The sequence below is a fragment of the Pseudomonas cuatrocienegasensis genome, assembly GCF_900110925.1.
Lineage (GTDB): Bacteria > Pseudomonadota > Gammaproteobacteria > Pseudomonadales > Pseudomonadaceae > Aquipseudomonas > Aquipseudomonas cuatrocienegasensis.
Map to the genome: position 1 here is coordinate 52029 of NZ_FOFP01000022.1, position 24302 is coordinate 76330.

General features: G+C 61.5%; 19 protein-coding genes and 1 pseudogene. 12 read left to right on the forward strand and 8 right to left on the reverse strand.

From position 1 onward, the window contains the following. Nucleotides 1-28: 28 nt before the first annotated feature. On the reverse strand, nt 29-772 hold the full coding sequence (locus BMW49_RS21815) for an SDR family oxidoreductase (RefSeq protein ID WP_069520164.1): 744 nt from the start codon (nt 770-772) through the stop codon (nt 29-31). A 127-nt stretch (nt 773-899) separates the two neighbouring features. Here BMW49_RS21815 and BMW49_RS21820 point away from each other — a divergent pair, with 127 nt between their 5' ends. The 3 genes from BMW49_RS21820 to BMW49_RS21830 all read left to right on the forward strand — a co-directional run bounded on the left by BMW49_RS21820 (nt 900) and on the right by BMW49_RS21830 (nt 4601). Next, a complete protein-coding gene (locus BMW49_RS21820) occupies nt 900-1808 on the forward strand; it encodes a LysR family transcriptional regulator (protein WP_069520217.1) in 909 nt (302 codons plus the stop codon). Then, entirely contained in the window at nt 1805-2518 is a 714-nt protein-coding gene (locus BMW49_RS21825; protein WP_244168391.1) for a metallophosphoesterase family protein, read from the forward strand. Before BMW49_RS21820 ends, BMW49_RS21825 begins: the two co-directional genes overlap by 4 nt. Nucleotides 2519-2636: 118 nt before the next feature. Further along, a complete protein-coding gene (locus BMW49_RS21830; RefSeq protein WP_069520166.1) occupies nt 2637-4601 on the forward strand; it encodes a TonB-dependent receptor domain-containing protein in 1965 nt (654 codons plus the stop codon). Between the two features lie 21 nt (nt 4602-4622). Here the strand turns inward: BMW49_RS21830 and BMW49_RS21835 are convergent, their stop codons facing one another. The 6 genes from BMW49_RS21835 to BMW49_RS21860 all read right to left on the reverse strand — a co-directional run bounded on the left by BMW49_RS21835 (nt 4623) and on the right by BMW49_RS21860 (nt 15084). Beyond that, entirely contained in the window at nt 4623-5975 is a 1353-nt protein-coding gene (locus BMW49_RS21835; protein ID WP_069520168.1) for a sensor histidine kinase, read from the reverse strand. After that, complete coding sequence (locus tag BMW49_RS21840) at nt 5972-6730, reverse strand: response regulator (protein ID WP_069520170.1); 759 nt, start codon at nt 6728-6730, stop codon at nt 5972-5974. The genes BMW49_RS21835 and BMW49_RS21840 overlap by 4 nt, the downstream gene beginning before the upstream one ends. A 233-nt stretch (nt 6731-6963) precedes the next feature. Further along, nucleotides 6964-9816, reverse strand: a complete 2853-nt coding sequence (locus BMW49_RS21845) for a hybrid sensor histidine kinase/response regulator (RefSeq protein WP_069520172.1) — start codon at nt 9814-9816, stop codon at nt 6964-6966. Nucleotides 9817-9963: 147 nt separating this feature from the next. Further along, nucleotides 9964-10605, reverse strand: a complete 642-nt coding sequence (locus tag BMW49_RS21850; protein ID WP_069520174.1) for a response regulator — start codon at nt 10603-10605, stop codon at nt 9964-9966. A gap of 475 nt (nt 10606-11080) precedes the next feature. Continuing rightward, nucleotides 11081-12286 carry a response regulator cyclic di-GMP phosphodiesterase PvrR gene (gene pvrR / locus BMW49_RS21855; RefSeq protein ID WP_069520176.1) on the reverse strand — a complete coding sequence of 402 codons (1206 nt, stop codon included), beginning with the start codon at nt 12284-12286 and terminating at the stop codon, nt 11081-11083. After that, entirely contained in the window at nt 12283-15084 is a 2802-nt protein-coding gene (locus BMW49_RS21860; protein WP_069520179.1) for an ATP-binding protein, read from the reverse strand. The genes pvrR and BMW49_RS21860 overlap by 4 nt, the downstream gene beginning before the upstream one ends. A gap of 339 nt (nt 15085-15423) precedes the next feature. Between BMW49_RS21860 and BMW49_RS21865 the strand changes: the two genes are divergently transcribed. From BMW49_RS21865 to BMW49_RS21900, 8 genes and pseudogenes are all read left to right on the forward strand, one after another. Next, complete coding sequence (locus tag BMW49_RS21865) at nt 15424-15999, forward strand: fimbrial protein (protein WP_069520180.1); 576 nt, start codon at nt 15424-15426, stop codon at nt 15997-15999. A gap of 67 nt (nt 16000-16066) precedes the next feature. Then, complete coding sequence (locus BMW49_RS21870; RefSeq protein ID WP_069520183.1) at nt 16067-16765, forward strand: fimbrial biogenesis chaperone; 699 nt, start codon at nt 16067-16069, stop codon at nt 16763-16765. Nucleotides 16766-16806: 41 nt separating this feature from the next. Beyond that, nucleotides 16807-19383: a fimbria/pilus outer membrane usher protein gene (locus BMW49_RS21875; protein ID WP_069520185.1), complete on the forward strand. Its 2577-nt coding sequence runs from the start codon at nt 16807-16809 to the stop codon at nt 19381-19383. A gap of 3 nt (nt 19384-19386) precedes the next feature. Further along, nucleotides 19387-20295 carry a fimbrial protein gene (locus BMW49_RS21880; protein ID WP_069520187.1) on the forward strand — a complete coding sequence of 303 codons (909 nt, stop codon included), beginning with the start codon at nt 19387-19389 and terminating at the stop codon, nt 20293-20295. A gap of 7 nt (nt 20296-20302) precedes the next feature. Then, entirely contained in the window at nt 20303-20770 is a 468-nt protein-coding gene (locus BMW49_RS21885) for a fimbrial protein (protein ID WP_069520190.1), read from the forward strand. After that, a complete protein-coding gene (locus tag BMW49_RS21890) occupies nt 20767-21252 on the forward strand; it encodes a fimbrial protein (protein ID WP_069520192.1) in 486 nt (161 codons plus the stop codon). Before BMW49_RS21885 ends, BMW49_RS21890 begins: the two co-directional genes overlap by 4 nt. A gap of 508 nt (nt 21253-21760) precedes the next feature. Then, nucleotides 21761-22063, forward strand: coding sequence for a Fic family protein (locus tag BMW49_RS21895; RefSeq protein WP_083251800.1), 303 nt, complete (start codon nt 21761-21763; stop codon nt 22061-22063). Then, nucleotides 22002-22448 (forward strand): annotated as a pseudogene (locus BMW49_RS21900) (transposase); the annotation flags it as partial. The gene BMW49_RS21895 and the pseudogene BMW49_RS21900, both read left to right, overlap by 62 nt. 817 nt (nt 22449-23265) lie before the next feature. On the opposite strand, the gene BMW49_RS21905 reads toward BMW49_RS21900, so the two are convergent. After that, complete coding sequence (locus tag BMW49_RS21905; RefSeq protein WP_069520194.1) at nt 23266-23811, reverse strand: TetR/AcrR family transcriptional regulator; 546 nt, start codon at nt 23809-23811, stop codon at nt 23266-23268. A 122-nt stretch (nt 23812-23933) separates the two neighbouring features. On the opposite strand from BMW49_RS21905, the gene BMW49_RS21910 reads away from it, so the two are divergent. Continuing rightward, nucleotides 23934-24272, forward strand: coding sequence for a DMT family transporter (locus tag BMW49_RS21910; RefSeq protein ID WP_069520197.1), 339 nt, complete (start codon nt 23934-23936; stop codon nt 24270-24272). The last annotated feature ends 30 nt before the right edge of the window (nt 24273-24302 follow it).

The following is a 24302-nucleotide window of genomic DNA, read 5'->3' on the forward strand; positions in this document are numbered from 1 at the left end:
GGCTACTGCCACGCCGGGGCTCGGCGCCTTAGAAGTCCTGCACGGTTGGGCGCAGGACGATTTCGTTGATGTCCACGTCTGCCGGCTGGTCAATGGCATAGGCAATCGCGCGCGCTACGCTGTCGGCCGGGATTGCCTGCTTGTAGAACTCGACCACGAAATCGCGGCTCTGGGCGTGGCCGCTGCCGTATTTCAGCTCTGAATCAACCGCGCCCGGCTCGATGGTGGTGGTGCGAATGCTGCCGCCGACCTCATGACGCAGGCCTTCGGAAATCGCCCGCACGGCGAACTTGGTGCCGCTGTACACGGTGCCGCCTGGGCTGAAGACCTTGATCCCGGCCACCGAGGCGATGTTGATGAAGTGACCGCTGTTCTGCCGCTGGAACACTGGCAGGGCGGCGGCTACGCCATACAGCAGGCCCTTGATGTTGATGTCGATCATGCGGTCCCATTCCTCGACCTTGGTCTCGCTCATGGGCGCGATGGCCATCAGACCGGCGTTGTTGATCAGTACGTCGACCCGGCCGAAGCTGTCCAGCGCGCCCTGGATCAGCGCGTTGACCTGCGAGGCATCGGTCACGTCGGTGGCGTAAGCCACTGCCTGGCCGCCGGCTGCGGTCAGCTCGCTGACCAGGCTGTCGAGGCGCTCCTTGCGCCGCGCGCCCAGTACCACTTTGGCGCCCAGGCCGCTGAGGTGGCGTGCGGTGGCTTCGCCCAGGCCACTGCTGGCCCCGGTGATGACCACGACTTTACCGGCGATATTGTTGCTCATGCTTGAATCTCCAGAAGTGATGGGGCTGGATGCGCCCCGTGCAGCCAGTATGTCGAGTTGCTGGGCAGCAGAGAATGGAAGGGATAGGATTAGGCTATTCCCATTTTTGGAATTAAAGGCCACCTGTGTGTTGAACCGTATGGACATGCTGCGCATCTTTTGCGTCGCCGCGCAGGCCAGCAGCTTTCGCGAGGCGGCCAGCCGTCTGGGCATTTCGCCCCAGGGCGTGACCCGTGCAGTCAAGGCGCTGGAGCAGGAGCTGGGTGAGGTGCTGTTCCATCGCAGCACTCGGCAGATTCATATCACCGCCTTTGGCGAGCAACTGGCGCGCGACGCGGCGCGAACGCTGGAGCGCTTCGAGCAACTTTTTCGTCAGGCCGGCAGCAACGCCGACCATGGCTTGGCAGGACGGGTTGGCATTACCGCCCCCCATGCGGTGGGCCGGCTGTTCCTGCTGCGTTTCTTGCAGCCATTGCTGGCCGAGCACCCAGACCTGCAGGTGGAGTTGCGCCTGGATGATCAGGTTACCGACTCGGTGGATGCGCAGATCGATATCGGCCTGCGCGTGGGGCTGATCCGCGACCGCCGCTATATCGCTCGCGCCGTCGCGCCTGTGCCGCTGCATGTGGTCGCCAGCCCCACGCTGTTGCAGCGTGATGCCGCCCCGCAAACCCTGGATGAGCTGGCGCATTGGCCGCTGTCGGTATTGATCGACCGGCGCAGTGGGCGGCCCTGGCCATGGATGTTTCGTGATGGCGTGGTCTGGCAGCCGGAGCGCGCCGCCTTTACCTGCGACGACCCTGAGGCCGAGCGCGATGCCGTGCTGGCGGGGCTGGCGATTGGGCAGTTGCCGAGCTACCTGGCCCTGCCGGCCATTGAGCGCGGTGAGCTGGTCAGGCTGTTGCCCGAGCTGGCGCCGCCGCCCTGGGAGTTGTTTATCTACCGCCCGCAGCGCGGCCCGGTGGCGCCGCGGGTGCGCCTGGTCTACGACCATCTGATTGCCTGTTTCAGCGACCCAGCGCGGTTCCCGCAATGAGCGAGCCAGCCACTGACGCACCGCTGATCCTGTTTATGGGCGACCCCCATGGGGACTTCAGCGCCACCCTGGCCGCGGTGCATGCGCATCGCCCGGCGGCCATCGTACTCTTGGGTGATATCCAGGCACGGCGGCCGCTGGAGGTGGAGCTGGCGTCGATTCTCGATCTGACCGAGGTCTGGTTTATCCACGGCAACCACGACACCGACTCGGACCTGTACCACGACAATCTGTTTGGCTCGACCCTGGCTGGGCGCAACCTGCACGGGCGAGTCGTCGAGGTCGCCGGGGTGCGCATTGCCGGGGTGGGCGGGGTGTTTCGTGGTCAGGTGTGGATGCCCCCCGAACACTGGCGCTACCTCACGCCCAAGGCCTTCGCCAGCCACTGCGGCCAGGGCAATTTGTGGCGCGGTGGGTTACCGCGCAAACACCGCAGCACCCTGTTCCCCAGCGACCTGGCTGAGCTGTTTGGCAGCCGCGCCGATATTCTGGTGACCCACGAAGCACCCAGTTGCCACCCCCACGGTTTTGCCGTGCTCGACGAACTGGCCGCCAGCCTGGGCGTTTCGCGCAGCTTCCACGGGCATCATCACGACTGCCGCGATTACCGCTTGCACAGCCGCCGGCTTGGGTTCCGCGCCTATGGCGTGGGCTTGCGCGGGGTGATGGATGATCAGGGGCGGGTGCTGGTGGCGGGGGCGTTGGACTGAGCCTGAACCCCTACGAGGAAGTTCCTGAACAGGCGGTTATGCCTGTCACATCTTGTCCAACCTTCGGCTCCGCTAATGCATACGATTCTCCTTTGAAATTAATTCTTAAGGAGCCCCTATGCACGCCCCCTTCTCCTATCGCCCTGTTGTGGCTGCCACCCGGCTGGCCATCGTTTGCCTGATCACCAGTAGCGGCCTGGCCCAGGCCGATACGTTGGACCTGCAGGACATGGTGGTCACCGCTTCCGGCTACGAGCAGAGCCAGGAGGATGCGCCGGCTTCCATCACGGTCATCCAGGGCGATGAGCTGCGCAAGCGCTCGGTACAGAACCTTGGGGATGCCGTGCGCGACGTGCAGGGTGTGGTCGTCAATGGTGGCGCCAACGAGACAGATATCCAGATTCGCGGCATGCCCGGCGACTACACGCTGATCCTGGTCGACGGCAAACGCCAGAGCGCGCGTGATGCGCGGGTCAACGGCAACCGCGGTTACGAGCAGAGCTTTGTGCCGCCTGTTGCGGCCATCGAACGTATTGAGGTGGTGCGTGGGCCCATGTCTTCACTTTATGGCTCGGATGCCATCGGCGGGGTGATCAATATCATCACCCGCAAGGTTTCGCCGCAGTGGGGCGGCACGCTTTCCTACGATTACTCGGCCCGCCAGCACAGCGACCAGGGCAATGCCCGCAACACTCAGTTCTACCTCAATGGCCCGCTGATCAACGAGGTGCTGGGGTTGCAAGTGTGGGGTAACTACCTCGACCGTCAGGCCGATGAGGGTGCCGTGGAGAACGAAGGGTTCGCCAAGTCCGACAACAAGAGCCTGACCGCACGCCTGGCCCTAACCCCGACCGAGAACCACGACATCCTCCTAGAAGCTGGCGCCACGCGTCTGAAGAACGGCGACGGCCTGAGCCCCAACTGGTCCACCCGCGAGCAGAACAACGAGCGTGATCATTGGTCGCTGACCCATGAGGGGCGTTGGGGCTGGGCGGATTCGACCCTGTCTTTCGCCGAAGAAACCAGCAGCCGTGAGGGCAAGGCTACGCCGGCGCAGAGCGATGTTTTCGGGCGTAAGCCGCAAGTCCGCAACCGGGTGTTCGACGGCAAGCTGGTGATCCCCACCGCTGCACACATCACCACCACGGGCGTGCAGTGGAACGAGGGCACCCTGACCGACTGGAACCAGGCCAATCGCGACACCCCGCGTGAGCGCGAGAACGAGGAGTACTCGGTGGTGCAGAAGGCCCTGTTCGCGGAAAACGAGTGGTCGATCACCGATGATTTCGCCCTGACCACTGGCATGCGCCTGGACCACCACGAGCAGTACGGCAGCCATATCAATCCGCGCATTTACGGGGTCTGGCACCTGTCGCCGCAGTGGACTCTGAAGGGCGGTGTGGCGCGGGGATTCAAGGCGCCTGAACTGCGGGCGGTGATCGACGGCTATGCGGTCATTCGGCGCAATCGTTTCGTGATGTTCGGCAACCCCGACCTCAAGCCGGAGAGCAGCACCAACTACGAAATCTCGGCCATGTGGTCGAACCGTGATGACCTGTCAGCCGGCGCCACCCTGTTCTACAACGACTTTGAAGACAAGCTGTCGACCATCACCACCAGCGAACAGTGGGAAGGGCTGACCGTAATGGAGCGGGTCAACCTGGACAAGGCGGTGATCCGCGGGCTGGAGCTCAATGGCAGTTGGCAAGCGCTACCCAGCGTGGCACTCAAGGGCAACTACACCTACCTGGACTCGGAGCAGAAGAGCGGTGCCAACCAGGGTGCGCCCCTGGCTTTGACCCCGGAGCAGAAGGCCAGCCTGCGTGCCGACTGGGACCTCAGCAGCAAGACTCAAGCCTGGGCCGCGCTGAACTACTACGGCAAGGAATACCAGGCGACTCTAGACGCCGATACGGCACCAGCCTATACCACGGCCGACATCGGTGGGTCCTACGCGCTGACCGATGCCCTGACGCTCAATGCGGCGGTCTACAACCTGACCAACAAGCGCCTGGACGATGAAACCTACGGCACCGTCAACTATGGTCGTACCTTCTGGCTCGGCGCCTCGCTGGACTTCTGAGCCGAAGCTGCCTGGGTGCAATCAGGCCGTATCGGCGGGTAACCGCACCACTGCGCACAGCCCGGCAGGTGGACGGTTCTCCAGGGTGAGTGTCCCGCCATGGGCCTGGATGCAGGCCCTGGCGATACTCAGGCCCAGGCCCACACCAAGGCCGTCGCGGGCCTGCAGTTGCACGAACGGCTCGAACACCTGGCCAAGGGCGGCGGGGTCGATACCTGGGCCGTGATCGAGGATTTCCAGGTGCAGGTCGCGCCCCTTGCGGGTGAGGCTGAGCCTGGCATCGCCGGCATAACGCAAGGCGTTGTCGATCAGGTTGGTGAGTGCCCGCTTGAGTGCCAGCGGACGCCCGCGGCAAAAGAGCGTCTCGCCGTTTACCCAGGTCACAGGCTTACCCAGCGTCTGATAACGGCACACCAGGTCGTCGAGCAATGCGTTCAGTGATACCCGTGAGGTCGCTTCCTGTATGGATTCGTCGCGGATGAAGTGCAGTGTTTCGGCGACCATCTGGCGCAGCTCGTCGAGGCTTTCAAGCAGGTCCTCGCGCAGGGCGTCGTCGGCTACCAGCTCAAGTTGCAGGCGCAGTTCGGTCAGCGGTGTATTGAGGTCATGGCTGAGTGAGGCGAGCATCTGGGTACGCCCCTCGACATGCCGGGCCAGGCGCTCCTGCATGAGGTTGAAGGCGGTGGTCAGCTCCTGGGCCTCGCGCGGGCCGGACTGCGGCAACCTGGCCAACCAGTCGCCACGGCTGATCTGCTCGGTCGCGCTCGCCAGGGTCCTGAACAGGCGTACGACGCGCAGCGCGAAGAACAGCAGGATCAGCACAATCGGCAGTGTGCTGACCGGCAGGGCGTAGGCCAGCAAGCGTCTCCATTCGTAAGCCCCGCTGGGGTGTTGCCGCGCGTTGAGGTATTGCCCCGATGGCAGCTCAAGTGTGCTGCGCAGACGCAGCGGTGCCCAGCCCGCGCGGCTCAGCACGTCCTCACGGGCCGGGCCGCCGTGCTCGCGTTCCAGTTGCAGGCTGATGCTGCTCAGCGGGCGATTCAGGCGCGCCGCCAGTTCGGTGGCCAGGCGCTGTTCTTCGGGGTGCATCGCGAAGGGCTCAACCTCGGCCTTGGCCCCGACCCAGAAGCGCGACTGCTCGCTGCCCATCACCCCCAGTAACCGCTGAGCCTCGACCTCCGTCAGGCCTTCGACCGCCAGGTAGGCGGTGCTCAGCTGCTCCAGCACCCGCTCGCGCGACAGCGGGTGGATCAGGGCGCCGTTGCGCTGCAGCAACAGGATGCTGAGGGCGTGAGCCATCAGCAGTGCCAGAACCAGCAGCAGAATCAGTTGGTGGGCGAGGCGCTGTGGCCACAAGCGTTGGCATAGCTTCATGGTTGGCGTTGCGTCACATCAGCCACCAGCATGTAGCCACCGCCCCAGACCGTACGTAGCAGGTCATCCTGCCCGGCAATCTCTGCCAGGGTGCGACGCAGGCGGCTGACCTGGCGGTCGATGGTGCGGTCGTACACCTCGCTGCCTGGCTGGGCGGTGAGCTCAATCAGCCGCCCGCGGTCGAGGAGCTGCTGCGGGCATTCGAGAAATACCTGCAGCAGACGCCCTTGCGCCGTGCTCAGCCGAGTGCTGTTGCCGCTGCTGTCGGTCAGGTCGCCTGCGGGGTGAACAAAGGCCAGATCGGCGAAGTGGTAGTGGCGCGTCGCTGCCTGCTCGGCCGGTGTCTTTCGAGGGGTGGCAGTGTGTGGGGCGCTGCGCCGCAAAACGCTGTTGATCCGCGCCACCAGCTCACCCGGCTCGAACGGTTTGGCCAGGTAATCATCCGCGCCCAGGTCGAGACCGCGGATGCGGTCGGCGGGGGTGTCGCGCGCGGTCAGTAAAATCACCGGAGTCCGGCTCGACTGGTAGAGGCGGGCGCAGAGGTCGAAGCCGTCACCGTCTGGCAGCATGACATCGAGCACGATCAGGTCGAAGGGCTGGCTGCTCAGCAATTGCCACATGCTTTCGGCGCTGTCAGCGGTGCGTACATCGAATGCCTGCTTGCGCAGGTAGGCGGCCAATGGCTCACGAATCTTGCGGTGATCGTCCACCACCAGCACGCGTGACAGAGGTAACAGGGCGGTCGGTGTGGTCATGAGCGAACGATGCAGTCAGGTCGGGATGGCAATGCGGTAGATTATCATTTGCGCAGGCTTGCGGGGGGCAATAAGGGGTGGGCGGCAAGCTGTCAGTCAGAGGCCATATGCCGACGATCTTGCCGCTCTCACGCCAAAAATAGGGTCTGTTGAAACCAGACCTATTGTCCGGCGAGCGCCGTTGCGGGAGGGGCACGTCCCTCAGGTGCCCCTCACGTGCTCAACTCGTCGGCTCAGACCTTGAGCTGAGCGCTGAGTTGATGCAGCAATATATCCGTTCTGTTGGCCAGCTCAGCGGTGAGTGTCTGATCGCTAATGGCTGCTTCCAGGCTGAAACACTGCTCGGCAATTTCGTTAGCGCCCACGGCCGCGTAAGCGCCGCTCATGCGGTGCAGGTACTGAATCAGCCTGCTGGCGTCTGCGCTGGCAAGTGCGTCGCGGGCAGTGGCGATGTCAGTTGCCATCGTGCTGACGAACAGCGCCTGCATCTGTGCTGAGAAGCCGCTCAGCGTCAGCGCCCCATCAGGTGGGGCAGTAACGGGTTGCGGCGCCGCCTGGCAGTCCGGGCACACCTTCAGCAAGGTGGCGTGCAGGCTGTCCAGGGTCAGGGGCTTGACGATCCAGGCGTTCATGCCCATCGACAGGCAGCGCTGGCCCTCCTCACGCAGGGCATTGGCGGTGACGCCGATAATCGGCAGCGTCGCGCCTCGTTCGCGCAGTTGTCTGGCCAGTTCATAGCCGTTGACCACGGGCATATTGACGTCGGTGATGATCAGGTCGAACGCATCAGGCTGCCAGCGCTGCAGCGCCTGGGCGCCGTCGCAGACGGTCTCCACGCGGGCGCCCAGAGCGCTCAGTTGCTCCTGCAGAATGGCCCGGTTTATCGGGTTGTCTTCGGCGACCAGGATGCGCAGGTGGATGGGTTGTGCGGGGTTGGTTGCCGTGCCTGCGCTGTCCTGTGCCTCTGGCATGATTTTCATTGCCAGTTCGAGGGAAAACTTGCTGCCCAGGCCCGGCTCGCTGACCACCCGTAAACGGCCGCCCATCAATTCGCTCAGGCTTGCGCAGATGGACAGGCCCAGGCCGGCCCCGGTTCGCTGCGAGCTGCCCGGTACCTGATAGAAGGGTTTGAATAACCAGGCCTGTTGCGCGCGGGAGATGCCGATGCCGGTGTCTACCACCTGCCAGCATAGGGTGGCGTGCTCATCCTGCTGTTCGATGACGCTCAGGCGCAGGCTGATGCGCCCCACCTCGGTGAACTTCAGCGCGTTGTTGAGCAGGTTGGCAATGATCTGCTGCAAGCGCATCGGGTCGCCCAGCAGGCGCGCTGGCAGGTGCTCGTCGATCTCGATGTCCAGTTGCAAACCCTTGGCGCTGGCATGGGCGCGGATCGCCGCCAGGCAGGTCGTGGCCAGTTCCCGCGGGCTGAACGGCACGGGTTCCAGGGCGATTTGGCCGGCTTCGATCTTGGACACATCGAGCACGTCCCTGATCAAGCCCGACAGGCTGGCGGACGAGCTCTGGATGGTTTGCAAATACGCCCGCTGGCGTGGGTTGAGGTCGGTCAGGCCGAGCAGTTCGAGGTTGCCAAGCACGCCATACAGCGGGGTGCGCAGTTCATGGCTCATGGTGGCCAAAAACAGCGTCTTCGCTTCACTGGCGTGGTCGGCATTCTTTTTCGCTTCGGCCAGGGCGGTGTTGTCGGCGTGGTGCTGAGTGATGTCGATAAAGGCGCACAGCAGCACGTCATCGCCGCGGTAGCGCGAGCGCACAAAGAACGCCTGCAGGTAGCGTTCGCCCACTTTCATGCACAGCTCGGCGGACTCGGGCTGGTTTTCGATCAGGTCCAATAGCTGCGTGGTGCCGCCCCATTGCTGGGCGCTCTGATTCTTCAGAAATACGTGACGGTCGTTGCGCCTGATCAAGGACAACCCGGTGGGCGAGGCATCGATGACATCACGAATGAACGTCTGACTTTCCACCAGGCTTTGATGGGCGTGCTGCGCGGGTAATACGACGCGCGAGCGGTACCAGCGGTTCGCCAGCCAGGTGCAGGCGAAGAAGCCCAGCAGAGTGAGTGCCAGCGCCACTATTGGCCATTTGGCGACGCGCAGAAAGGTTGCATAGTGGATGACGTAGATGCCGGTCCACGCAGGCCCCTGGTGGGTGGTGACTCTGACGTTGATGCCGTCACGCCCTAAATTGAGCCCTTCGGGTAGCTGCTCTTTGCCGTCTGCCCTACCCAGCAGCACCTTGCCGCCAGGGGAAATGAGCGTGAAGCTGTCGTAGATCGAACGCTCCAGAATCCGCTGCACATCTTCGATCTGATCCATATCCAGGCGTGAGGTCAGAATGCCCTGCACGCTCTCGCTCGGCGAGGGCAGGGTGGTGCCCGCCAGATTGATACCGATGGAGGCGATAAGTCTGTCGCTGCCTGCCGGGCTGATTTTCTCCCAGAGCACCTGCGGCTCGCTCAGTGCCGCTTGTTGTGCCACCAGCCGTTGGTAGATGCCATCGCTGAGCGGCAGGTAGTTCTCGGGCGCCAGGGGCCTGGCCATTGCAGGGTAGCCGGCGGCTGGCAGCGCGATGGAGAACTGGTTTTCGGGGGAGAACAGCAGCACCTGAGGCGCCGTGTACTCCGCGTTGGCCCAGTAGGTGCCGTAGTAGTCGGCCAGGCGCACCGCCAGGGCGATGGGCGCACGCATATCTGCCAGGCTGTAGCGCTTGTTGAACGCCAGGGTGAAGGGAAGCGAGACGACAAACTGCTGACCCTGGTACACCGCGCGTTCGGCGTCGCCCGCTTGTGCGTCGAGCTTCACCGCCAGCGGTATATCTGACTCGGGCGGCAAGGCCTCGCGATAGCGCAAGGCGATATTGCGCAGGAAGGTTTCGTGCTCGTGTACATCCGCCATCAAACGGGCGAAGTGGTAATTGACCTTGTTGTTTTCCTCTTCCAGCAGGCGGGCCATGCCCCACGTCATGAGCGCCGTACAGGCCAGCGAAAAGGCGCTGAGCAGTAACAGGCCGCGATTCTGCCGGACTGAGCTGAGGGCCAATTCGCCTATCGGGCGGGTATCGTGCTTCATTAAAAATCCTACTGTTACCTGGCCGTTGTGGTCAGTAAGCGGCGCGTTTAATGACGCCGGCGATGGAGTGCCAAATGCCGCCCACAGGCATTGCGAAACTGATTGTTCCGGTGTCGCCCAGCATTAGGCGTGCGGTGGCCCGGATCGTTAATTGAACAGTTTGGTCTCGATGCAGTAGGTCAGCAGCGCAATGTCGCTGTCGACCCCCAGTTTGCGCATGGCGGCAATTTTCTGTGTGCTCACGGTTTTCTTGCTGCGGCTGAGCTGCCGGGCGATGTCGGTGACACTCATGCCGGCCACGAGCAGGCGCACGACTTCCAGCTCGCGTGGCGAGAGGCTGGCAAACAGTGTGTCGGCCTGAGGTGGATTGTCTGCCTCGGGCGCTGGCGATGTCGGCGGCTGATAGCTGCGCCTTTTGCTCAGGGTGCTCAAGGCCTGGCCGATCTCTTCCTGCATGTGGTTTTTCTGAATGACGCCAACGCCCAACGCTTCCAGCCGGGACGCGATAAGGCTGTTGGAAAGCATGGTCAGCACCAGGATCTGCATCGCCGGGAAGTGCCTGATGATGTACTCAATCATCTTCAGGCCATCGCCATAGACCTCGTCGCCGGGCATATTGAAATCCGTGATGACGATTTCCGGCTGGTGCTGGTGCAGGAGCTCTATTAACTGGCTCGAGCTGACCGCCTCGCCGACCAGGGTAAAGCGGGCGTCGCGCTGAATCATGTGGCTCATGCCCAGCAGCACGATGGGGTGGTCATCGGCAATCACGACTTTTAGTGCGGGCATTGTCTGGTTTCCTCGGGGCTATTGCCGTTTCGTCGCACGCCGTCGCCCGCAACGATAGATCCCTTGTGTGTGCCGGTTTTTCCCCGGCGCCGCGAGCAGCTCGCCGCCGCGCTCGCTCATCTTACAGACTGCGCCGCCTGGGCCGTTGGCCATAAATGTAAGCGCGCCATTCAGTGATTATCCGGCCGCGCGCTGCTCGTTGAACTAGCCCTGTGGGTGCCTTGCTGGGTGGGGCGAGCGGGGCGCATTGAGGAGGCTCAGGCGGTAGCCTTCAGCCATCCCGTGTCTGCCCGGTAGCAACCCAACATGGCTGCTTGGGCGTTTGCCGCCGAGCCTTGATGCATCAAGGCATTCGCCTGAATGCCTGCACGCTGGTGCCCAAGCGTCATGGGCGGGCCAGCCAAACCCTGCGGCTCGCTTGCGCGGTTGCAGGCTGCACATGGCACACGCCAAGAGTCCTTGCGCCCCGGGTCAGTCAAGCGCTCAAGACCTTGGGTATGGCGGGGCCGTCATCACGCAATAACGCACTGAAGGTCTCCACCGAGACCCCCTTGGCAATCAGAAAGCCCTGCGCCTGATCGCACTGGAGGTTACGCAGCAAAGCCAGCTCACTGGCTGTCTCCACGCCCTCTGCCACCGTAGTCAGGCCAAGCTTCTTGCCGAGTTTGACGATACTTTCCAGTGCCGAGGCCTGGCTTTCATTGTCGACACAGCCATGTACCAGCGAGCGATCGATCTTGAGTTCGCTGAACGGCGTCGACAGCATGGTGAAATAAGAGCTGAAACCCTGACCAAAATCGTCCTGCGCCAGGCCGAAACCCATCATGCGCAGGCGGCAGGCACCTGCGTAGTAGTTGCTCAATGCGTGTGTGGTTGACGTCTCCATCAGCTCGAATGTGATGTCCTGCGTGCGTGCGTCACGGTTGATGACCGCGCTTTTGAGGCGGTCTGGCAAATCCTGCTGATCGAGCAAGTGGGTGGGCAAGTTGATCGAGATCGGCACCTCGTAGCCGTCTCGCCGCCAGCGCGCCTGAGCGCTCAGGGCCTGGTTGAGCATCAGCAGCATCAGCTCGCTGTCCAGGCGCAGGCGTTCGATATCCGCGAGAAAGTCTTTGGGCAGCAGCACCCCCAGGCTGGGGTGTAGCCAGCGTACCAGCGCCTCTGCGGCGACAATACGGCCATCGCGCAGGGATTTCTTGGGCTGAAACCAGGCTTGGATATCGCCCTTTTTCATGGCGTCTAGCAGGGTTTCCCGGCTGTAGCTGGGCGGGCCTGCGCAGATAACCTTTGCCTGATGGATGAAGGTGTCGAGGAATTCCCGCAAACGCAGCACCTCAATGGCCTGCACCGGTTTGGAGATCAGGCCGGCGACGTTCAGCCCCAGGTTTTTAGCCAGCTGGCCGACGCCTACCAGCATGCGACGAGAGGCCACGCTCATGACCGCGAGGGCCGGCGGGTTGTCCATGGCGCCGACTTTCTGGATCAGTTGCACGCCGTCCATGCAGGGCATCATCAAGTCGCTGAGCAGCAAGTCATAGTGGTTACGCGCCAGGCACTGCAAGGCGCTTTCCCCATCCCAGACGGACTCGACACGAAAGCAGCCAGCGTCCTTGAAGATGTTCAACAAGTACTCATGTTGAAATGGATGGTCCTCAACGATGAGTACGCGGTAGGGGTTCAAGGTGTCCTCCTGGCCTGGGTATGCAGGCATTGGTAAAGCGCGCGAAGCGTGAAAGGTTTAGTCAGGCAGTGGTCCATGCCGGCTGCCAGGCAGCGCTCGCCCTCGCCCTGCAAGGCATTGGCGGTTGCACCGATAATCGGGATTGAACAGCCGTGTTGGCGCAAGGCCTGGGTCAGCTCGTAACCATTCAGGTTCGGCATGTTTATATCGGTCAGGATCAGGTCGAAGGGTTCGGCCTGCCACAGCGCCAGTGCTTCAACACCGTCGCTGGCAACCACCACGCTGCAACCCAGCTCCTTGAGCTGATCGCGCAGGATCAGTTGGCTGATGACGTTGTCTTCAGCCAGCAGCACGCGTAAGTCCAAGCGCAGCGCGGCGGCCTCTGCGTCAGCCGCCAGCTCGTCGTGCTGCGGGTTTTGCGCCAGACGCACGGCGTGATTCAACGCCTGCAGGTCATTCAGGTTGACCTGCCAGCAGCGCTGCGACGCCAGGCCCGTTGCCTGGGCAACAGCGCAGGCGATCACGCGGGGGCCTGACCAGTCGCTTACCGAGGGGGGCTCGACCATGCCTGGTTGCAGCTCGACCAGTACGGCGCTGGCAGCAGGGGCGGCGTTTTTCGGCACGCCGACAGTCGCCTTGGCGCCCCAGCGCCGCAGCCAGCCGGCGATGCTCTCTGACAGTTCCTGCACGGGGGACACGACATACAGGCTCTCGCCGAGTAGCGGGCGTGCCCAGGGGGCGGATGGGTCCTCGTTAACCTGCTCCAGCGGTAGGCATAAGGTTACGCTGGTGCCCAAGCCAGGTTCACTGACGACCTGCAGCTGGCCGTTCATCAGGTGCATCAGCCGCTGACAGATCGCCAGACCCAGGCCCGTGCCCGCGACGATATGGGGCGCGCAGCGGGCTTGAAAGAACGGGTCGAACAAGTGATGTTGATCCTCGGGGGCGATGCCCTTGCCGGTGTCGACCACCTGCCATTGCAGCATCGCGCGCTCGTCTTCGCGACTTTCAAGGCGGGCGTGTAGCACGATGCGCCCGTGCTCGGTGAACTTCACTGCGTTGCTGAGCAGGTTGCTGAGGATCTGCCGAATCCGTGGGAGGTCGCCTTTGACCTGATAGGGCAGTTGCGGATCGATGCAGGCGAAGACGTGCAGGCCTTTGCTCTGCGCTGCGTCGGCATAATCGTGAATCACCTCCTGCACCAACTGAATCGGCGAGAAGATGATGAGCTCAAGGGACAGCTGCCCGGCCTCGATCTTCGAGACGTCGAGGACATCGCTGATGATGTGCAGCAGATTCTTCGACGAGCCCTCGAGTGCCGTCAGGTAGCCCTTCTGTTGCGCGCTCAGGGCCGTGCGCCCCAGTAGCTCCAGCGTACCCAGCACGCCGTACAAAGGGGTGCGGATCTCATGGCTCACATTCGCCAGAAACAGCGTCTTGGCCTCGCTGGCCTCATCGGCCGCCCTGCGTGCCTGCTCCAGTGCCCGCTCCACATGCCGGCGGGCGCTGATGTCGCTGAAGGCGCAGATCAGCACGTCTTCGCCATGGTAGCGAGTGGGGGTGAAACTCAAGTAAAGCTGGCGGCCATCGTCCGTCTCGAACTCATCGCTGTTACCTGTATCGGTACCGTCGAACGCGCGCCCGATCCAGGTGCAACAGCGCTGCTTACGGCTCTGCCCGTTGCCCAGCCAGCGCTGTGACAGCGCGTTCTCCAAGACCACCTCAGCGTCGCTGCGGCGCAGTACGCACAGGGCAACCGGGGCGGTTTCGATCACCGCACTGTTGAACGCCTCGCTCTCAATCAGCGCGTTGAGTCGGTTGGCTGCCGGGACGATCAGACCGTGGTCAATGCGCCGTACCAGGTAGTCCATCAGCGCAGTGGCCAGCGCGCACAGCGCCAGGCAGAAAAACAACGATGAGCTGAGTGCTGGCAGCAGCGTGCGCAGCTCAAGGCTGTAGGCCATCTGCCATTGGGAATACTCCAGGCGTTTGCGAATCACCAGGCGGTCCGGCAGCCAGTGTTCGCCTTCCCAACCAAAATAGCTGCCGGCGCTTAAGCGCATGCGTGCGGGCGTTTGCCGCTCTGTGGCGCTGCTGATGACCAGCCGGCCGCGCTCATCGAACAGCATGAAATCACCGGCTTTTTCATGCTGCGCTGCGGCGAGCAGGTCGGCCGTTTGCAGCTGCAGCCCTAGCCAACCCAGCGCCGGATTGGCGCTGTCTAGGTAAGTGAAGATGTACAGCGCGGCGTTACGCGGGTCCGCCAGGCACCACGCATTCTCTGCTACCCCCTGGCTTGTTTGTCGGGCCCTGAGGCGCTGCAACAGGCTACGGGGTAAAGGCTCGGGTGCCGTGTGCGTGGTCGTTAACCAGCTGGTATCAGTCTCGCCATCCTGGGCGACATGCAGCAGTTTGACGTTGTGCTCGCGCAGGTATGCCAGCATCCGCTGAGTCAGCACCAGGCTCCAGTTATCTGGAGTGCTGCCCAAGCGGATCGACACCTGCTCGGCAGGCAGTGGACGGATGGAAGACCTAGCGGCTGTGCTGGCATCTATCAATGACAGGCTCAGGCTTTTGAGCAGTACCTGCTGGTTGACGAAGAAGCCCTGGGTTTGGGTGAGTGCGGCGTTCATATAGCCGCGTCGTATGGAGACTTCCTCGTTCAACTGTGCCCGCAGGTAACTGTACGCGCCAGCGTAGACCGCAAATACCAACGCCAATAGACACAACAACTTCTTCGCCGCTTTGGGCGTAGAAAAAGAGGTGTCTATTAATTGTGCTGGGTATATGGGTTTCATCGGTAAACGATAGTGAAGTAAATAAAACTCCTCTATAGGACGAGTCCTAAAGTTGTGCAGCGAGTTGGGGTGTTTAACCCCTGGGCTGTTTCGAGCGCTATCAGCGATTTGGCGTGATGCCAGGTTTTACGGGCGCTACGGCAGTGGGCGAGGCACTTCGGCGTCGCTGCTGGATATAACTTGGGTCATCTAGCAATTAACCAAATGACTGTCTGTGATGGATTAATCAAATAGCTTTAAGACTCGTCTTATATACCCTGCGAAGGCTGCATTGCACCATGGATTGACTTACCCATGGGTGAGTCCACATCTATCCAACTCTTATAACGAGGCATTGCAATGTTCAACGCACTGAGCAAATACACCCTGGCTTGCGGCGCTTGCTGGTTACTGGCTGGCACCGCCGCGCAGGCGGCCGATGGGCAAATCGAGTTTACCGGTTCGGTCACCGATAACGCCTGCACCATCACCACTGGCGATGTCAGCAAATCCGTGGCCCTAGACCCGGTCCGCATTGCCGACTTTGGTACAAACGTAGGCTCCACCGCCAAGGAGAAAGCCTTCTCCATCAGCCTGGACAACTGCAGCTTTGCGACCAAGCGCAACGTCGCGATCACGTTCAGCGGCCAGCAGGACGCCAACGATTCCTCGTTGCTGGGCCTGACCGGTGAAAACCAGGTGCGTGGTATCGCCATCCAGATTGCCGACGCCCGCACGGGCAACAAGCTGCCGCTCAATACCCCGACCACTGATTACAACCTACGTACCCAGTCCAACACCTTCGACTTTACCGCGGCGTATGTGCGCACTGCCGCCGATGAGACGACGGGTGAAGGCGATGCCGCCGTCACCACCTCCGGCATCGGTACCGGTCAGGTGCACGCCCTGGCCAGCTTCGACGTTACCTACAAGTAATCGCTCGTCACCCACCGTGGGCCTCGCGCTATGCGCGCAGGCCTGCGGACATCAAAGGTTTACTGCCATGCGTTTATTACTCTGCGTTCTCCTCGCCCTCACGCCGCTCGGCTATAGCGTAGGCGCCCATGCGGCGGTCTCCGTGGGCGCCACGCGGTTGATCTACGACGGTGCTTCCAGCGAAGCCAACCTGACCGTGAACAACCGCGACGACAGCTCGCCCTATCTGGTGCAGTCCTGGGTCAGCCGTTTCGGTAGCGCCAGCGACGAAAGCGTCGACAGCTTTATTGTCACGCCACCGCTTTTTCGCCTGGATGCCAACAAGGAAAACATCCTGCGTGTGATCTTCGCCGGCGACGCCGATGTCCCCCAGGACCGCGAAAGCCTGTTTCTGATGAACGTCAAAGCGATCCCGGCCATGAGTGATGAGCAGCGCGGCAAGAACGTGCTGCAGATTGCCCTCAAGACCACCATCAAGCTGTTCTACCGCCCGGCCGGCCTACAAGGCGCGCTCAAGGACGCGGTGGCGCAGGTGAGCTGGCAGGCCAACGCTGGCGCCCTGGTGGTCAAAAACGCCTCCAACTATCACGTCGTGGTCAGCGAGCTGAAGCTCAATGGTCAGCCGCTCACCCAGGCCCCAGATGTGCTGCGCCCCGGGCAACAGCAGGTGCTGTCGACCTCAGCCAAGACCGGCGATGAATTGCAACTGAGCTACATCGACGACTACGGCAGCACCGTTGTGGCGCCCGCCGTACGCATTGACTGATAGCCCAGGCACGTCCCGCAATACCTTCTCAGGAACGCCCCATGTCCCGCTCATCCCTACTCATGCGCCGTCGCGCCGTGAAGGCTTTCGGCTGCCCACTCGCAGCCGTCCTGGCCTTGCACCTGGCGCCCGTGCAGGCCGCCTACGAGTTCGATGCGTCGTTCCTCGAAATCGGCGGCGGGCAGAGTTCGGCTGCGGTGAAGCAACAGGTCAGCGCCATGAGTGAAGGGCAGTTACCGGGCATTTACCGGGTGGATATTTTGCTCAACCAGCGCTCGCTCGAACCGCGCGACCTGCGTTTTATCCGTGCCACAGGCACCGGCGAGCAATCCGCCACAGGCTTGTTCCCCTGTCTGGATGCCGAGTTCTTCCGCAGCCAGGGTGTCACCGAAGAGGCCCTGCAAAACCGCAATGACGCCGATGCCACCTGCCTGGCGTTCGATCAGGGGTTGGCCGGTGTGGTGTATGACTACGACTTCAACCGTCAGGTGCTGTCGATTGAAATTCCCCAAGCTTACCTGGGCAGCATCCCATTTGAAGTACGCCGGCGCCAGTGGAGCGATGGCGAGCAGGTGGCCTTCACTAATTACAGCTTTTCCGGCAGCACGGCGCAGAGCGACAGCGGCCGCCGTGAGAATCAGTTTGGTAGCCTGCGCAGCGGCGTCAATGCTGGGGCCTGGCGCCTGCGCAACTTTTCCACCTGGCAGAAAGACACCGACCAGACGGGGCGTTGGGAGTCGCTGGAAACCTACGCCCAGCGCGACCTGGGCAACATGATGGCAATTGCCACCCTGGGCGACTCCACCACCGAGGGCGACCTGTTCGACGCTATCCCCTATCGCGGCCTGGGCATCGCCACCGACCTGGACATGCTGCCGGACCAGGCCCGGGACTTCGCACCAGTGGTGCGCGGCATCGCCAATGGCCGCTCGCGGGTGACCATCCGCCAGCGCGGCTACGTGATCTATGAGCAGTGGGTGCCGTCGGGGCCGTTCGCCTTGACCGACCTGTCCCCCACGGCCAGCAACGGCGACATTGAAGTCACCGTTGAAGGCCCGGACGGCCAGCGCCAGGTCTACACCCAGTCGTTCTCGTCGGTGCCTTACATGCTGCGTGAGGGCCAGCAGAGTTATTCGGTGTTCGCCGGCCATTACCGCCCCGCACCAACAGCTGTTCTGCAAGACACGCCGGCTTTTATCCAGGCTTCCCTGCGCCGTGGTTTAAGCGGCGGCACCACGCTGTTTGGCGGGAGCGTCCTGAGCGACCAATACACTGCGGGTCTAGTGGGTTTTGCCCATGACTTTGCAGGCTTCGGTGCTATTTCGTTGGACCTGACCCTCGCCCGCAGCGATGCCATGGGCCCTGCAAAAACCAGCGCCAGCGGCCAGTCGTTGCGTTTTCGCTACGCCAAGTCCCTGGCCGCTACCGACACCAACTTCAGCCTGATCGGCTATCGCTACTCCACGGGCGGCTACTACTCGTTCAACGAAGCGCTGAACAGCCGCAGCGCCGAGCAATCTCTGGGCACCTACCGCAGCGGCCATATGAAGAGCAATTTCACCGCCAACCTGTCCCAGCAACTGGGCAGCTACGGCGGCATGTACGCCAACGTGACAAAAACCGATTACTGGAGCAGGACCAAGGCCGATACCTCGATCCAGCTGGGTTACACCTTCAGCGCCGGGAGCATTGCCTATTCCCTGGGCCTGGGCTTGAACAAGGGCGCAGCGTCGGATGAGCGCACCTTGTCCCTGAGCCTCAGCATGCCTTTGGGCGGCACACGCAATCAGCGGGTCACGGCCAGTGCCAACCAGAGCGCACGCGGTATGGCATCGCGTACGGCTACCCTCAGCGGCAACGCCTTTGCAGACAACACCCTCGCCTACAGCGCGGGCGTGTCGCAGCAAGTCAACGGAGACGAGCGCCAGGCAGGGGGGACGTTCGCCGCACGCTACGAGGCGTCCAGCGCGACACTGCATGGCGCCTATAACGAAACCGCCAGCAATCGCCAGCTGGACATGGGCATTGAAGGTTCGCTGGTGGCGTATGACCACAACCTGATGTTCAGTCAGCCCTTGGGCGAAACCAACGTGATCGTGGCCACCCCAGGTGCCGCGGGCGTGGCTATCAGCAACAAGCCGGGCGTGCGCACCAATGCCAACGGCTACACGGTGGTGCCGCAGGCGTTGCCTTACCGCAAGAACCGCGTGTCGCTGGACACCCAGTCGATGCCCGCTGATGTGGACATTGCCGAGCCGGTCAGGGAGGTCACGCCGAACCGTGGGGCCTTTGTGCTGGCGGACTTCGACACCCGGCGCGGCAAACGCATCCTGTTTCGCATCCTCGATGCTGACGGCGAAGCCGCGCCCTTTGCCGCCAACGCCGAACTCTACGCCCCGGACGGCCGCTCCCTGGGCAGCACCTTGGTTGCTGACCGTGGCCGCGTATTCATGTCTGGGGTGCCGCTTGAGTCACGGCTGTCGATCAGCGTGGGCGGGCAACCCTGGTGCAGTCGCGACTTGACGCTGCAAGAGGACGCCCCTGCCGAAGGCGGGATTACGCAACTGAACATTCAATGTGAGCGCACGGCCGATGGCTCGGGTGCCAAGGATTCGTAAGGTATGAAGGTGAAAAAAGATGTTGGCGCTTGCTGGTGCAGGCTACTTGCGCTCTTGGTATTGGGCTGTTGGCTGCCATTGGACGCTCAGGCGCTGATCGGTGGCAGCCTTGACTGCAACATAACGGGGTCAAGTACGACGGGCTACACCTTTGCGGCCGGCGCCGAGATGAAAGTGCCATTCAGTGGCACCTGCACGGCAAAACGCGTTTTCCCCAATGGTGCCTATCCGACCCTGCAGATCGTTCACATCAGTGGGAGCAGCCCTGCTCGTTTGTATGGGCTGGACTATTACAGCAATACCTACCTGTCTCAGCTGCCGTTGGGTAATTACGGGTCGTCATGCCTCGGTGGGCGCTGTGTATGGATTCCCGTCGGTGGCAAGGTGTCTTACGAGTACTACATAGGCGGTATTGCTCCCAGTACGCCTGGAAGACGGGTGGCGCAGGTGACGCTGGGCGTGACCGCTATTGGTTACCCGAATTACGCGGAATGGATCCATCCCATGACATTTATCTACAACGTCTCCGCCGTCAGCTGCACCCTGAGTTCGCCGAGTGCGGTCAACCTCAATTTCGGCACCGTCAGCAATACCAATATTAGCGGCCAGACCCAGTCGACCAGCGTTTCAGTCAATTGCCCCTCTGCAGTAACGGCCAGCGTCACCCTGACGCCCAGCCAGACGGTGGTTAACGACAGTGGCGGTGTATCGCGCACCACCCTGAACGGCCTGAACATGCAGGCGATCTGGAGTGATACCGGCAACTCGGTGACCTTTTCCAGAGCGCGCACCATGTATATGAGCGCCGGCAACAACAACGTGAATTTGCGGTTCAAACCACAAGTGGTTGCCGGCCAGTCGCCTGCTGGGGCGTTCCAGAGCCAATACACCCTGAACATCAGTTACCAGTGAGGCCTTTATGAAAACGTCATTGCTCGCGTTGGTATTGCTCAGCACCACCGCCACTGCCGCCAGCACAGTGAATATCACCGTAAGCGGCACCCTCACGCGTCCGCCCTGCGTGCTCAGTACCGGTACCACCCTGACTGCCGAATTTGGCAACGTGCGCACCGACCAGGTCGCCAGTACCGGCACTGTTGCGGTGCCGGTGCGCATGACCTGCCCTGCCGGCTCATCCTTGAATGTCAGCTTCACCTCCAGCAGAGGCACGCACACCACTACCGTGGCCAAGACCAGCGTCAGTAACCTCGGCGTATCCTTGCTGTGGGCGGACGATACGGCAGCCAACCTCACCGGCACCGCCAAGGCCTATAGCAACCTCAGCGGCAACGTCGATATCAGCCTCAAGGCGAAACTGGTCGAACGCGGCGCGCTGGCCCCTAGCGCGTTCACTTCATCCATGGTCATGACGATTAACTACCTATGAAAGCCCTGCTATGGATACTGTTTGCCTTGGCGGGTGCCGCCGCGCACGCGGCCGATGAGGCCAGCATCGACATCACCGGCAACTTGGTCGCTCCGCCCTGCGTGCCGCGCTTCCCCAGCTCGCAACAATTGGATTTGGGCGACGTCAGCCTTGGCCAACTGGCTGCCGACAGCGCCGTAAGCACTGACGTACCGCTGGTTTTCGATTGCCGTGCCGGCACCCGCGTAACCCTTAAACTGTCGCCCGGGCAGGGCAGCGCCGATCGCCAAACCCTGCTCACCGACCGTGCCAACCTGGGCCTGCGCCTGAACCTCTTGCACAACAGCAGCCAAACCGATTTCAGCCTCGGCGCGGACAACGCCTGGCTATTGGCCGATGCACCACTGGCGCTAAACCTGCGGGTCAAACCAGTGGCCCTGGACGAGCCGCCCGAGGCGGGCAGCTACAGCGCCCTGGTATTGATGGAGATGACTTACCTCTGATTCGCCAGGGCAGAGGCGCTCTGGCGTCGCGAGAGCTGGGCTGCGGTTGCAGGTGTGGCCGTCTTCCCACTTGCCTTTTGCCTGTGATTTGTTGGAACCCATAGAGTCACTGCCTGCAAAACCTCACCTTCTTAGCCGTAAAGCGGCAATGCGCACGAATGGTCGTGGATTATTTGCCGGGGGCGGTGAGGCCACCCCGAGCAGCCTGCCAGCGTCCTTGACTAGCCGGACGACTGCCAGAGGTTTTTCGTAATCCGTATGGCTCAGCATTGAGTGTTGGCTTTCTGTTTGACGGGCCATGAATGGTTGGACCTGAGCTCATCAGTTGCCATGGCGCGATTTCCAGAGGGTGAGCTCGGATGGCCTTAATCCATAATGCGCAAGCACACCTTCGTGCAGCCGGCGGAGCTCTTCAACGATTAGCACCTGTACTTCTGGCTGCTCACTGTCTGAAACATGCTCTGCTACAGCGCGTTGAATGCAGGCCAGCGGATCACGCTCTGGATGAGTGGAAGCAACCGATCAGCCGCCCCTGATTGCCAGTTGCGTCTTTCATTACGAGTTTGAATTTATCCACCCCTTTGCCGATGGCAATGGGCGTATGGGGCGACTGTGGCAAACCCTGGTTCTGAGCCGCTGGCAGCCACTGTTTGCCCATGTGCCGGTGGAAAGCCTGGTGCACGCGCATCAAGCCGAGTACTACGCAGCCATCAATGACAGCACTCAACAAGCCGGCAGCGCGCCTTTTATTCCACTGGAATCAGGAAGCCAATGGATATCGCTGCCCAGCCGGCAAACCACTACGCAGTGAATGGCGCGCTTTCACTCAGAAAAGATCGCGGGTGACCAAGGCCTATACCATCATCTACCGCTCCAGCCAAACTGACTGCGCCAGCTGTCCTTTGAAAGCGAAATGCTACCCCCACACGCCGAATCGGAAAATCGTCCGCAGCATCCATGAGGCTGCCCGTGACGTGGCCCGGCGCATCGCCAAGACACCGGAATACCTCGTCTCTCGCTGCGAACGTAAGAAGGTGGAAATGCTTTTCGCCCACCTCAAACGGATCATGAAACTCGACTGTTTACGATTGCGTGGCCTGACAGGTACCACTGACGAATTCACCTTGGCTGCGATGGTGCAGAACCTGCGCCGCATGGCCAAGCTTTTGCCTCAAGGGCCACCGCTCACGGGATAGGTACACCTGCTGCGCGCAGAAACCCTCAAATTAACCCTCAAGCTTGAGCAAGGACGCTCAGTGAAACACCAAAGGGCAACTGAAGTGGCCTGCAGCCACTTCGACAGCAGGGACACCTCACCGGCTGGCCGCCGCTGAAGCTACTTTTTCAACAGAATCGGCCAAAAGCGCCACTAGCACAGTTCACCCTCTAAGGCCGGCTCATCTCCGAACAGCTAAATACGGACGTGTTGTCCTTGAAGATCCACGGGTGATCGTTGTCGGCCCGGCCCGGCCCGGCCCGGCCATTGCCGAAGCCTGGCAAGAACGGACCATGCCGGCCAAGTGGAACTGCTGGCGATGTCGACCCGGCTCAATCTCAAGCCAGTGTCCGATGACATTGCGCAACGCATTTACGAGCAAAATGCGACATGGAGATCCCGTAAGCGTCCGCGCACATTTTGCCAGCGCCTGGCACAGGGTCAACTGGCCCTCTACAAGGGTTGAGCTTTCGGCGGCCACTCAGCGTTATGGCATTGAGGTGAACTACCAGCGTGTCACGTGCTGTTGGCCACGTGGCCCGTGTGATACGCATAAATTCTCACCGAAAATTCCGCGAAGATAGTCCATTGCCGCTGATCGAGTTCCGTTTCAGGAGCACGACCCTGCTTATCTGTGCTTACCCTCGATCAGGCTGATCGCATGATCCCATCGACCCGCAAAGGATCGACATAACTAAGGCGATACGGCGGCGCCGCACACAATGCACGCGCGATTTCGGCTCGCGGCGATGCAGGTGTTTACCAACTGGAGCAGGGCGATGTTCAACAACGCAAGATCAAGAACCCCTGAGCAGCTCTCGCATCAATACATCAAGCTCCTCGCGCTCTTTGTTGCTGACCTTATAGGTAGACAGCAAATCCGATAGCCATAACCCGTCTGCCGCCAAACGAACGAGCAAGGCATTCGCAGACGGAGATTGATCCATAGATCGCTCAATTTCTGCCCGTTCGCTCCACCGCGCCGCGAGTCCGCGATCTACGACAGTGGCCACCACCATTGCGCGCCATCCATCGGTGTCCTGATACGAAGTGGTATTGAGCGACATGCGCGCGTAGCGCAAGGCCGGGGGAGCCGAGGCGTCTTCGAGCGCCAGTGCTTCGTTGAATTGATCCATATAAAGATCGAAAAGTGCAGCTAGCAGCTGTTCTTTCGTACCGAAATGATGCTGTACAGCACCTTTGCTGACACCGGCTGCGCTGGCAATTGCTCCGATTGAAACGGGCTGCCCAGTACTTAACAACACCGTGGCGGCTTGGAAAAGCCTCTTTCTGACCTGGTCAGGTTGCTTCGGAGGCCGGGAAGTCTGCGCTTTAGTAGTCATGCCTGGATTCTACAATGCAAAAATGATGTACGATACGATCGTATTGTAAAAGATCGCCCAGTTAAGCGGTGAAGGCAAAATAACGTCGCGCGCGGAATAACCACAGAAAACAAGAGAAGAACATGCTTGCAACACCCTATATCTGGCTAGGAACAGCAATCGTCGCGGAGGTCGCCGGCAGTGCTTTCCTGGCCAGGTCCGAACAGTTTTCCCGGTTGGTACCGACCGGGCTGGTGATTGTTTTTTACGGATTTGCATTCTACGGACTCGCCCAGGCGCTGAAAGGTTTGCCGCTCGGGATCGCTTACGCCATATGGGCCGGTTTAGGCATCGTCCTGACCACGCTGGTGGGAGTGGTTGTTTTCAAGCAAAGACTGGATCTTCCAGCAATCATCGGCATCGTTTTCATTGTGACGGGAGTGATTGTGATGAATGCGTTTTCAAAGACAGCCTCGCATTAACGGTACGAAATTCAACCGCAAAGAATGTTC